This is a genomic window from Nocardia sp. CA-129566 (assembly GCF_050956075.1).
In the GTDB taxonomy this organism is placed as follows: domain Bacteria; phylum Actinomycetota; class Actinomycetes; order Mycobacteriales; family Mycobacteriaceae; genus Nocardia.
This window is the reverse complement of the sequence record NZ_CP192085.1, coordinates 1,809,381-1,821,626: the sequence shown is the minus strand read 5'-3', so window position 1 is coordinate 1,821,626 and position 12,246 is coordinate 1,809,381. Positions and strand designations below refer to the sequence as shown.

The following is a 12,246-nucleotide window of genomic DNA, read 5'->3' as shown; positions in this document are numbered from 1 at the left end:
TTCACCCTACAAGTGCATCCGGAATACCAAGGGACGCAGAATCTTTCCGCTCACGCTCGCCTAACCGGCGGTTCTCCTAGGCCTTTCGCCGCCTGCGATAGCGGACGGCGCACGGCTGCTGTAGCTGCACCACCATCTTGCTGTGATCGTTGCGGTAGCTGTCCGACGGCTGGGCCATCTCGAATTCCCAGTCTCGCAGCAGTATCGAGAAAATGGCCTTGAGCTGCATGAGCGCGAATGCCGCCCCGACACAGCGATGCCGCCCGGCGCCGAACGGAATCCAGGTCCAGCGGTTGACGATATCTTCCTGATTCGGGTCGATATAGCGCTCGGGATCGAAGTGGTCCGGATTCGGGAAATCCTCCGGAATCCGGTTGGAGATGGCCGGAGTCGCCGCGACGAGATCGCCCGGCTCGATGCGATGGCCGCACACCTCGAATTCGCCCTGGGCCACCCGCATCAGAATGATCAGCGGCGGATGCAGTCGCAACGTCTCCTTGATCACCGCCTCCAGATTCGGAATCTGGCGCAGCGCACCGAAACTGATATCGGAACCGTCGGCGTAGAGCTCATCGAGTTCATCGACGACGCGACGCAACTCCTCGGGATGCCTGAGCAATTCGATCACCGACCAGGCCGCGGTGCCGGAGGTGGTGTGATGGCCCGCGAACATCATCGAGATGAACATCCCGGTGATCTCGCTGGCGCTGAAGCGCGGCTGGCCCTGCTCGTCCTTGATCGAGATCAGGATGTCGAGCATGTCCCGATCTTCCTTGTTCGCTGGCGGATTCGCCGCGCGGCCGTCCATGATGCCCTGCACCAGGTCGACCAGTTCGCGGCGGGCCTCGTCGCGGCGGCGGAAGCTTTCGATCGGCGCGTACGGGTCCACATAGGCCAGTGCGTCGGTGCCGCGCTCCAGATCGTGGTAGAGGTGCGCGAACCGCTCGTCGAGTTCATCGCGAAAACGCTTGCCGATCAGGCAGGCCGAGGAGGTGTAGATGGTCAGCTCGGCGAAGAAGTCGAGCAGGTCGATCTCGCCCTCGTCGCCCCAGCCCGCCAGCATCCGCTCGACCTCGCGCCCGATGGTGGCCGCATGTCCGCGCATCTGTTCGGCCCGCAGCGCCTGGTTGTGCAGCATCTCTTTGCGCCGCTCCGGACTCGCGTCGAACACCACGCCCGCACCGAAGATCGGCTTCATGAACGGGTAGGCCGCCGCCTGATCGAGATCCTCGTCCCCGGACCGGAAGAAGAATTCATTGGCCTGCGCACCGGACAGCAGAATCACATGCTTCCCCGCGAGATCGAACGCCCCGACATCCCCGCATTCCGCCCGCACCCGCCGCATCAGAGCCAGCGGATCGACCCGAAATTCATCGAGATGCCCATGCTCGTGATCGCCTCCGGAAACCCGCACCGGCTTGACCAGGGTCATTGGAAATCCTCCTGGGATAGCTGTCCACACATATGATGGACACGTGTCTGGACAGTACTACGAGTAGGCGTGACCAGGCAAGGACGGCTTGGCCGCAGCCTCGGCGTGCCGTTCTACCCAGCACCCCGGGTCCATCGGCCCTCCACTGATCCAGTGACACCGGTCGACACTGGACTGAGGACCGACAGATCGGTCATTGGGATCGACAGCATCACGGAGGCAATGCCATGAACGTCACGGACGTCCTCGCTACCGCAAAGGATTCGATGACGGCGAAGCGAGTATTCGCCGACCCTGTCGAACGCGACGGCACAACCGTGATCGCAGCAGCCGCGATCATCGGTGGCGGTGGCGGCGGAGTCGGCACCGACGAAGAAGGCCAGGAAGGATCCGGCGGCGGCTTCGGAATGGTGTCCAAACCGGTCGGCGCCTATGTCATCAAAGACGGCAAGGTGCACTGGCAGCCCGCAATCGATGCCAACCGATTGATCACAGTGGTGGGCATCGTCGCAGTAACCGCCCTCCTAGTCGGCGCCCGCATCGCGAAACTGCAGGCACACTAGTCCGATCTCCACCCTCACCAACCCACCGCTCTTGGAGAGCAACTGCCCCTGGCGGCACCAACGTGATGCGCTTGGCAATCGAGCGAATGGACTTGCCGCACAAGCAGTTATGACCTCGCAGATGGTATAGAGCCTGTTGCCGAATTGGCGCGGTTTTTGGCCGTGACGCAGATCACGTGCCTATGTGGACGGCTGAGGCGCAATCATGCCTGCCGCTAGGTGATTTGGTCTGTCGCTGTGACGGCGGTGTGACGGCACAATCGCATGTTCGGCGTATTCGGCAACAGGCTCTATAGCTTCTGCGACATGCGCACTGCCTATGCGGTAGCGGCTGCGGAGTCTGAGCGTGGTGCCCGGGGGCGTGTTCGGGCCGACCGAACCGATGTGCGGCTAGAGTCGGGCGTCCACATCGTCGAGGAATTCGGCGATCTCGTCATCGAAGCTGGTGTCGCCACGGAGATATTCGACGCTGAGTAGTGTCAGGTCTTGGCCGATCTTGGTTGGGGTAGTGAAGTCGGCCATGAATTGGTTGAAGTCCACCAAGTCCTCGGCACAGCGCGTTACCGCGCGTACATAGAAGGACAGTGCGACCGGCGCACCCACCGCGCGCAGCATGCCGTCGCATTGCTCCAACCGATCAGGTCCCAAGGTGTAGATCAGCTGTCCGAAGCCACCGTTCTTCACCTGGTAGTCGAAGTCCGCAGCCAGGACGGCGAGGTAGACCAGATCACGTGTTGATTCGTCGAGATCCTCGGCATAGTCGATGAGTTGCGCGGCCCGCTGGCCCAGGTGTTGGAGCCGTTCGTTGTACACGCTCACGCCGGACAGCCTAGTGACGCGGAGAGCCAGCTGATCCCATCAGCGGGAAGTGACCGGTAATGGGCGCGCGACACCAGTGAGTGGGGCGCCGGGCGGTCCCCAGCGCCCCACTCGTGGGCTAGCCGACGGTCAGGACGGTGCCTGCGCCGACTGTCCGACCGCCCTCGCGGATGGCGAAGCCGAGGTCCGGCTCCAGGGGAACCGGGCGGCCCAATTCAACCGTGAGGTCGATGGTTTCGCCGGGGCGGGCGACGGCGATGCCGTCGGGCAACGTGACATTGCCGACGACATCACCGGTGCGCACGTAGAACTGCGGACGGTAGCCGGTGCTGATCGGGGTGCGCCGACCGCCCTCCGCCGTAGAGAGCAGGTACACGCGCGCCGTGAACCGGCTGTGCACCGCGATGCTGTCCGGCGCCGCCGCAACCTGTCCGCGACGCACCTGACCGCGCTGCACGCCGCGCAGCAGCAATGCGACATTGTCGCCCGCCTCCGCGAACTCCATGGTCCGGCCGAAGGTTTCGACACCGGTGACGACGCAGGTCAGGTCCTCGCCGCCGAACAGCTGCACCCGGTCGCCGAGCCGGATCCGACCACGCTCCACCGCACCGGTGATGACTGTGCCCCGACCGGTAATGGTCAGGACGTTCTCCACCGGCAGCAGGAACGGCGCGTCGGTGTACCGGACCGGCGTCGGCACGTGGGCGTCCACGGCGTCCAGCAGGTCGAGCAGCGCGGCGGTCCACCGCGCATCCCCTTCCAGTGCACGCAGACCCGAGACCCGCACCACCGGCAGCTCCGCCCCCGGATACCCCTGGGCGCTGAGCAGCTCACGCACCTCCAACTCGATCAGGTCGAGCAGTTCCGGATCACCCGCGTCGGCCTTGTTCAGCGCCACCACGATGTGCTCCACCCCGACCTGACGCGCGAGCAGCACATGCTCGGCCGTCTGCGGCATCACGCCATCCTGCGCCGAGACCACCAGAATGGCCCCGTCGAGCTGGGACGCGCCGGTGATCATATTCTTCACGAAATCGGCGTGCCCCGGCATATCGATGTGCGCGTAATGCCTTGTGGCGGTTTCGTATTCGACGTGCGCGATATTGATGGTGATCCCGCGCAGCGCCTCCTCCGGCGCCCGGTCGATCCGCTCGAACGGCACGAAGCTGCCGCCACCGCGCTCGGCGAGCACCTTGGTAATGGCGGCGGTCAATGTGGTCTTCCCGTGATCGACATGACCCATGGTGCCGATATTGAGATGCGGCTTGGTCCGCACATACGTCTTCTTGGACATGACTTTCCCTGACTAGGAATGATTTCCGGCGACATACCGGGGGACCTCTCTGAGACGGGCCACCTTCCCCGTCAGAGGTCCCGGGACATCCCGGGGAAGGTCAGCTTCGGGCGCCGTCGAAGTGCGCCGCAGCCACTGCTGCGGACGCTGCCAGGGCAGCCGCCATCGCGCCCGCGACCGCGGACTCCAGAGCGATGGTGTGGCCGAACATGTCGTGCACTGTACGGGCCGAAAAGAACCGGGCGCGAGCGATTTTTCGCTCGCGCCCGGTTCAGGGGTGTCAGTGCGACGGCATCAGTTGAGCGGAGCCGAACGCCACCAGCGCAGCACCTTGTCCTGTGCACCCGCCAAACCATCTGCGTACATCAGGAATTGGGCGCGCTTGCTGTCACCGGTGAAGGCGGTGACGATCTTCGGACCGTCATTGACGAATTTGTAGTTGGTGTAGGACTTTCCGCCATTGGCATCGGTCGACTTGGTGGCGTCCGAGGGCAGATTGCTCAACACCTTCTGCACATCGGAGGCGTTCTTGTAGACGTAGATGGTGTAGAACGGGTCGTCGTTATCGCCGCCGCCGTAGCAATCCCACTGCGCGGCCCAGGCCCCGAAGTCCGGGGTGCCCGGGGTGGGCAGGGTCAGATCGCCGGTCTTGTGGGCATTGCATTTCGCGCCGTTGTAGCCGACCGAACCCGAATCGCTGGCGGGCACCATGCGCGGGAACTCTTTGCTGATCGAGGCCGCCGTGGCGTCGACAGAGCCGCCGCCAGTGGACGAGGAAGACGAGGTGGTGCTGCCACCGCCACTGGTCGTCGACGAACCATCTTTGGACACCACGCCGATGATCGCGAGCACGATCACCAGAAGCACGACCAGACCCACGCAGAGCGCCACGATGAGCCCGACATTCGACTTACGCGGCGGCGGGACCGGGCGAGCTGCGCCCATCGGCGGCCGGGGCGGCGTCGCGAAACCGAGCGGCTGCTGGTTGTGCGGCTGCTGGTTGTAGGGATTGCTCGGATGCGACTGCTGCTGCGTCGGCGCGGTCTGTACCGGCTGCGGGCGCTGGGCGCCCTGCGCGGGATTGACGGTCGTCGGCGCCAACTGCTGTGGCTGCATGGTGTGCGGTCCGCTGGTCTGCGGGTACGGGCCGCTGGTCTGTGGGTAGGGCCCGGCGGTCTGCGGGTACGGCCCGTTGGTCACCGGCGGGGTACCGGTCATGGGCATCGGCTGCCCGGTGACCGGCCGTGGCGCACCCGTCACCGGAATCGCCGGTCCGGTACCCGGACGCGGGCCGCCGACCACCGGCATCGCCGGGGCGCTCGGGTTGGTGAATGCCTGCTTGGCCGCCAGCGCGAACTCCGAGCAGGAGGCGAAGCGGTCATCGGGTCGCTTGGCCATGGCCTTCGCCAATACCGCGTCCAGCGGGTACGGCAGACCGGGACGGACACTGCTCAATGCCGGGGGCGTGCCCTGCAGATGTCCCTGGATCACCGCCGCCGGATTGGTCGCCGCGAACGGACCGGACCCGGTGAACAGCCAGAACAGCGAGCACGCCAGCGAGTACTGGTCCGAGCGGTGATCCAGCGAAGCGCCGGTCAGCTGTTCGGGCGAGGCATAGGCGAGGGTGGCGGTGAAGGTGCCGGTCTGGGTGAGATGTCCGGTGTCGTCGCGCAGACGCGCGATGCCGAAGTCGGTCAGATAGACCCGCTCACCGCGCCCACCGCCGGAGCGGGCCAGCAGAATATTCGCGGGTTTCACATCGCGGTGCAGCACGCCCATGCCGTGCGCGTAGTCGAGCGCGTCCGCGGTCTCCTTGACGATCTGCACCGCGCGCTCCGGCGGCAGTGACTTCGGATCGACCGATGCGGCGTCGATGCCATCGATGTACTGCATCGAGATCCACAGCTGCTCGTCCTCGAGGCCACGGTCGTAGACGGTGACGATATTCGGGTGATCGAGCTGCGCGACCAGATCCGCCTCCCGCTCGAACCGCGCCCGCACCTCCTTATCGAAGAACATCTCCCGATTCAGCAGCTTCAGCGCCGTCATCCGCGGCAGTCGCGGATGCTTCGCCAGGTACACCGAACCCATGCCACCGCGGCCCAATTGCCGATCGATGACATAACCGGCGAATACCTCACCGCTGGCCAGCATGTCTGCTCCACTTCCCGCCGCGCACCGGGACCCACCGATGCACAGGCGTACAGCATAAGAACGCGCGATCAGGACCACCTGACCACGGAAAACATCGAAACCTTAGCAGGATTCGCTTAAGCCCTGGTTATCGTCGACTTATAGGTATCGCAGGCGACGCCGATAATGCAGCGCTAGGGCGGAGGCCGCGGTGTGGGGCCCGGCGGGGTCCGCCCGGGGCGACGCGGGATGTCGGGTAGCGCGATGGTGTTGGGGCGCATCGACCGTCGCGGCGGCAGCGGCAGACGCGGCTGAGCGGGTCTCGGCGGCTCGGGCGCGCCGCGGTTGGTCGGCTCCGTCGGCCGGGCAGTTCGGCTGCTCCCGACTCGCTCAGAAGTGTTGGGGGGCACCGGATTTCTAGATGGCCCCCTGTTTCCGGACGGCCCCGCGTTTCCGGACGGCCCCGCGTTTCCAGACGGCCCCGCACTTCCGGACGGCCCCGCGTTTCCAGACGGCCCCGCACTTCCAGTCGGCACCGGACTTCCGGACGGCACCGCGTTTCCAGACGGCACCGCGTTTCCAGACGGCACCGCGTTTCCAGACGGCCCCGCGTTTCCAGACGGCACCGCGTTTCCAGACGGCCCCGCGTTTCCAGACGGCCCCGCGTTACCGGACGGCCCCGCACTTCCAGACGGCCCCGCACTTCCAGACGGCACTGGATTACGCGGCGGACCGGCATGGTGCGGCGGTTCGGCGGCGGTACGCGAATCGTGGTCTGACGGCGGGCGATACGGACCGTGCTGCCCGTTCCGGTGCTGCGCATGCGGGTGCGGGTGCGGCCCGGACGACACCAGCGACCGCCGAGCCGCCACGGCGAATTCGGTACAGCTGCCGAACCGTTCCGCGGGCTGTTTGGCCATGGCCCGCGCCAGCACCGCGTCCAACCCGGGCGGTACATCGGGGCGATATCGGCGCAGCGACGGGATCGCCCCGTGCAGATGTCCGTTGATGACCGCCATGGGATTCGCCCCATGGAACGGCCCGACCCCGGTCAGCATCCAGAACAGCGAGCAGGCCAGTGAGTACTGATCGGCCAGATAGTCCGGCGTCCCGGTCAGCTGCTCCGGCGCCGCGTAGGCCAGGGTGGCGGTAATGGTTCCCGGCGAGCTCAGCGTGGACTCGGTGCCGCGCATGCCCGCAATGCCGAAATCGGTGAGCAGCACCCGTTCCGGCTGCCCGATCGGCGCCTTGGCCAGCAAGATATTGGCCGGTTTCACATCGCGGTGCAGCACTCCGTTGGCGTGTGCGAAATCCAGGGCGGCCGCGGTATCGGCGATGATCTGCACCGCGCGACCCGGCGCGAGCACATTGACATCGGCGCAGGAGGCATCCGCGCCCGGCACGAATTGCATCGAGATCCAGAGCTGTTGATCCTCGGCGCCGCGGTCGTAGACGGTGACGATATTCGGATGGTCGAGCGTGGCGACCAGATCGGCCTCCCGCTCGAAACGGCGCCGGATCTCGGCATCGGTATACAGTTCGCGCTTCAGCAGTTTCAGCGCGGTCAAACGCGGCAGGCGTGGATGCTGAGCCAGGTATACGGTGCCCATACCGCCCTGGCCGAGTACACGTTTGATGGTGTAGCCAGCGAAAACATCGCCAGTTCGCAGCACAGTGGATTCACCCCCCATATTCGGGTCGAGCACCTGGATCCTACCGATGTATCTGTTCGAGTGTCCCCGGCGCAACATGTTCGTTGCCGTCCGCTGCGGCCCTTCGAGGGGCCCTTGACCGCCGTGTTGGAGACGTTGTCGGTGGCAGTCGATAGGCTCGGCCCCATGCGCATTGGAGCACACGTCCGGCTCGACAGCGATCCGATCGGCTTCGGTGAAAAACTCGGCGCCGATGTCATCCAGCTGTTCGTCGTCGACCCGCAGAGCTGGGACAAGCCGACCCCGCATCCGCGGACCGAGGAGATCCTCGCCAGTCCGATCGATGTGGTGGTGCACTCGTCCTATCAGATCAATGTGGCCAGCCTGAACAACCGCCTGCGCATGCCATCGCGCAACGCGGTCGCGCAGCAGGCCCAGGCTGCCGCCGATCTCGGCGCGTTCGGCCTGGTCGTGCACGGCGGACATGTCCGCTCGGACAGCGAACTGGACACCGGAATCGACAACTGGCGCAAGCTGTTCGAACGCCAGCAGGACAAGGGCGGCTTCGCCGTGCCGATCCTGATCGAGAACACCGCGGGCGGCAATCACGCCATGGCCCGGCATTTCGATTCGATCGCCCGGCTCTGGGACGCGGTCGGCGACTTCGGCGCTGGCTTCTGCCTCGACACCTGCCATGCCTGGGCGGGCGGTGAGGATCTGGTCGGCGTCGTCGAGCGGATCAAGGCCATCACCGGCCGCATCGACCTGGTGCACCTCAATTCCTCACGCGACGAGTTCAATTCCGGCGCGGACCGGCACGCCAACTTCGCCGACGGCACCATCGATCCACAACTGCTCGCGGAGGTATGCCGCACCGCGGACGCTCCGGTCATCCTGGAAACGCCCGCCGAGGGCGTCGCCGATGACCTGGCCTACCTGCGGGAGCACCTCGGCTGATGCTGTCCTCGGCTCCGGCCGTGCAGTCCGGATGGGCAGAACAGACCGGCGGGTAGTCGGGCGGAGCAGGTAGACCGGCACGAACAGCCCGGACCGCGCCGGCAAGCCCGCAACGAACAGCCCTAACGGCAGCCGCCAATCGGCGCCGGCCCCAAAGGACAAATCGGCGCGATGCCGGACGGCGGAGGACAAACGGCACGCTCCCGGACGACGCAGGACAAACGGCACGCTCCCGGACGACGCAGGACAAACGGCACGCTCCCGGACAGCGAAGGACAAATCGGCGCGCCGCCGGACAGCGGAAGGCAATCGGCACGCTGCCGGACGACGCAGGACGAATCGGCACGCTGCCGGACCGCGCAGGACAAATCGGCGCGCTCCCGGACAGCGCACGACAAATCGGCGCGCTCCCGGACAGCGCACGACAAATCGGCGCGCTCCCGGACAGCGCACGACAAACGACACACTGCCGCACAGCGCACGACAAACGACACACTGCCGCACAGCGCACGACAAACGACACACTGCCGCACAGCGCACGACAAACGACACGCTCCCGCACAGCGCACGACAAACGACACGCTCCCGCACAGCGCACGACAAACGACACGCTCCCGCACAGCGCACGACAAACGACACGCTCCCGCACAGCGCACGACAAACGACACGCTCCCGCACAGCGCACGACAAACGACACGCTCCCGCACAGCGCACGACAAACGACACGCTCCCGCACAGCGCACGACAAACGACACACTGCCGGACAGCGCACGACAAACGACACGCTCCCGGACAGCGAAGAGCAATCGGCGCGGTGCCGGGCGGCGGGGAAGACAGCGCAGTGACATCCACGCAATGGCGCACCGAGGCCGGGCGTGCGGCCGACCGCGTTGGGATCACCGCGACGAAAACCCTGGTTGGAGTGCCTATTTCGGTGGTGTGCTCAATGGCGCATCAACCGATTTCAACCAGCGAAGGTGATCCCCATGACGGTCGACTACGCCCAATCCACCGCCACCGTGACCAAACTCGGCGCTCGTATCGGCGCCCAGGTCGACAATGTCCGGCTCGGCGGCGATCTGGACGCGGCCACTGTCGAGGTGATCCGGCGCGCCCTTGTCGAGCACAAGGTCATCTTCTTCCGCGGTCAGGACCATCTGACCGAGGACGGGCAGTACGAGTTCGCGCAGTTGCTCGGTACCCCGACGACCCCGCACCCGACGGTCACCTCGCACGGCGTCAAGAGCCTGGCCATCGATTCCGAATACGGCCGGGCCAATAGCTGGCATACCGACGTCACCTTCGTCGACCGGATCCCGAAGGCCTCCATCCTGCGCGCGGTCACCCTGCCGTCCTACGGCGGATCGACCACCTGGGCATCCACCGTCGCCGCCTACGAGTCGCTGCCCGAACCGCTCAAGCGCTTGGCCGAGAACCTGCGAGCCGTGCACACCAATATCTACGACTACGCCGCCACCAATGTCGACCGCAGCACCCCGAACACCGAGGCCTACCGCGCCGAGTTCCAGTCCGATTTCTACGAGACCGAACATCCGGTGGTGCGGGTGCACCCCGAGACCGGCGAACGGGCCCTGCTGGTCGGACACTTCGTGAAGCATTTCGTCGGCGTCTCCACCAGCGAGTCCCAGGCCCTGTTCCGCCTGTTCCAGGACCGGGTGACCCGGCTGGAGAACACCACCCGCTGGAACTGGCAGCCCGGTGACGTGGCCATCTGGGACAACCGCGCCACCCAGCACTACGCCATCGACGACTACGACAACCAGCCCCGCAAGCTGACCCGGATCACCCTCGCCGGCGATATCCCGGTCGGTGTCGACGGCGTCAAGAGCACGGTGCGCCACGGCAACGCCGAGCACTATTCGATCATCGAGGAAGCCTCGCCGCTCGCATCGTGACGGCGACCGCACGGCTGCCGCAGTACCGCCGATTGTGCTGCGGCAGTTGAGGGGCCGTGCGGTCCACATACCGGGCGGTAGCCGAGCACGAGGTCGGGCCGCTGCCGGGCTGGCCCCTTCGACCGACCTGCAGGCAGTCGCCAGCGGCGCCATAGTACAGACTGAACCCATGAGTATCAGCCCGCTGGACGGGGTTCGCGTCCTGGAACTCGGCAATTACATCGCCGCGCCGACCGCTGGTCGCATCCTCGGCGATTTCGGTGCCGAGGTGATCAAAGTGGAGCGGCCGAAGGCCGGAGACGAGCTGCGCAATTGGCGGCTCTACGGCGGCGATACCTCGATGCTGTACCGCACCATCAACCGGAACAAGAAGTCGATCACGCTGGATCTACGCACCGAGGCGGGCCGCGGCATCGTGCTGGACCTGCTGCGGCACTGCGACGTGCTGCTGGAGAACTTCCGTCCGGGCATGCTCGAGAAGTGGGGGCTCGGCCCCGAGGTGCTCAATGAGGTCAATCCGGATCTGGTGATCACCCGGATCTCCGCCTACGGGCAGACCGGGCCGCTGGCCGCGCGCCCCGGTTTCGCCGCGGTCGCGGAGGCCGTTGGCGGTCTGCGTGAACTCGTCGGCGATCCGGATCGGCCGCCGGTACGGGTCGGTGTGTCCATCGGCGATTCGATCGCGGGGATCTACGCGGCCTTCGGAACGGTCATGGCGCTGTTCCAGCGCGAGCGTACGACCGCATCGATTCCGCTCGGTGAACGCGTTATCGATGTGGCTTTGAACGAGGCGATTCTGTCGGTGATGGAATCGCTGGTTCCCGACTATCTCGCGTACGGCATCAACCGCGAGCGCGTCGGCGGCCGGATGGAGGGCATCGCGCCGAGCAATGCCTACCCGACCAGTGACGGCGCGAGCATCATTATCGGCGGCAACGGTGACGCCATCTTCCAGCGCTATATGGAGGTGATCGGCCGCCCGGACCTGGCCGCCGATCCGGAGCTGCAGGACAATGCCGGACGCTGGCGCAACCGCGAACGGCTCGACGCGTGCATTGCCGAATGGACGGCGCGGCACACCCGCGACGAGGCGCTGAAAATCCTGGAGGCGGCGGCCATCCCATGCGGCCCCATCTACACCGCCGCCGATATCGTCGCCGACGAGCAGTACCGGGCGCGCAATATGATTCAGCCGTTCCCGGTGGATGTCGGTGCGCCGCAGCCGAAGACGGTCGGCTTCCCCGGCATCGTGCCGGTGATCGGAGAAAAATCGCTGCCCATTCGCAATGTCGGCCCGGATCTGGGTGCGCACACCCGCGAGGTGCTTTCGGAACTGCTCGGCATGAGCGAGGCCGATATCGACGGGCTGGAGGCGTGATGCGCGCCGGTATCGAGGCGGTGGCGGCATGACGCGACGGGTTTACGGCAGGCGTCGGCCACCGGGGCGCAGCGCGCGCGAAATTTCTGCGCCCGGCCACGC

General features: G+C 66.0%; 9 protein-coding genes. 4 read left to right on the top strand and 5 right to left on the bottom strand.

Going from position 1 to position 12,246, the window contains the following annotated elements:
• Nucleotides 1-76: 76 nt before the first annotated feature.
• Nucleotides 77-1,432, bottom strand: coding sequence for a cytochrome P450 (locus ACQP0C_RS08315; RefSeq protein WP_433732156.1), 1,356 nt, complete (start codon nt 1,430-1,432; stop codon nt 77-79).
• 227 nt (nt 1,433-1,659) lie between these two features.
• Between ACQP0C_RS08315 and ACQP0C_RS08310 the strand changes: the two genes are divergently transcribed.
• Nucleotides 1,660-1,995, top strand: a complete 336-nt coding sequence (locus tag ACQP0C_RS08310) for a sporulation protein (protein ID WP_433732154.1) — start codon at nt 1,660-1,662, stop codon at nt 1,993-1,995.
• Between the two features lie 390 nt (nt 1,996-2,385).
• Here ACQP0C_RS08310 and ACQP0C_RS08305 read toward each other — a convergent pair whose 3' ends face one another.
• The 4 genes from ACQP0C_RS08305 to ACQP0C_RS08290 form a co-directional block, all read right to left on the bottom strand.
• Nucleotides 2,386-2,814, bottom strand: coding sequence for a DMP19 family protein (locus ACQP0C_RS08305; RefSeq protein WP_433732152.1), 429 nt, complete (start codon nt 2,812-2,814; stop codon nt 2,386-2,388).
• 118 nt (nt 2,815-2,932) lie between these two features.
• Nucleotides 2,933-4,108: an elongation factor Tu gene (tuf, locus tag ACQP0C_RS08300; protein ID WP_433732150.1), complete on the bottom strand. Its 1,176-nt coding sequence runs from the start codon at nt 4,106-4,108 to the stop codon at nt 2,933-2,935.
• Nucleotides 4,109-4,402: 294 nt separating this feature from the next.
• The gene (locus ACQP0C_RS08295; RefSeq protein ID WP_433732148.1) at nt 4,403-6,262 is read right to left on the bottom strand and encodes a protein kinase domain-containing protein; all 1,860 of its coding nucleotides are present in this window, start codon (nt 6,260-6,262) and stop codon (nt 4,403-4,405) included.
• A 173-nt stretch (nt 6,263-6,435) separates the two neighbouring features.
• A complete protein-coding gene (locus ACQP0C_RS08290) occupies nt 6,436-7,932 on the bottom strand; it encodes a protein kinase domain-containing protein (protein ID WP_433732146.1) in 1,497 nt (498 codons plus the stop codon).
• A 147-nt stretch (nt 7,933-8,079) separates the two neighbouring features.
• Here ACQP0C_RS08290 and ACQP0C_RS08285 point away from each other — a divergent pair, with 147 nt between their 5' ends.
• The 3 genes from ACQP0C_RS08285 (at nt 8,080) to ACQP0C_RS08275 (ending at nt 12,144) form a co-directional block, all read left to right on the top strand.
• A complete protein-coding gene (locus ACQP0C_RS08285; RefSeq protein ID WP_433732144.1) occupies nt 8,080-8,850 on the top strand; it encodes a deoxyribonuclease IV in 771 nt (256 codons plus the stop codon).
• A 986-nt stretch (nt 8,851-9,836) separates the two neighbouring features.
• Nucleotides 9,837-10,766 carry a TauD/TfdA dioxygenase family protein gene (locus ACQP0C_RS08280; RefSeq protein ID WP_433732142.1) on the top strand — a complete coding sequence of 310 codons (930 nt, stop codon included), beginning with the start codon at nt 9,837-9,839 and terminating at the stop codon, nt 10,764-10,766.
• A gap of 169 nt (nt 10,767-10,935) precedes the next feature.
• Entirely contained in the window at nt 10,936-12,144 is a 1,209-nt protein-coding gene (locus tag ACQP0C_RS08275; RefSeq protein ID WP_433732140.1) for a CaiB/BaiF CoA transferase family protein, read from the top strand.
• Nucleotides 12,145-12,246: the final 102 nt, after the last annotated feature.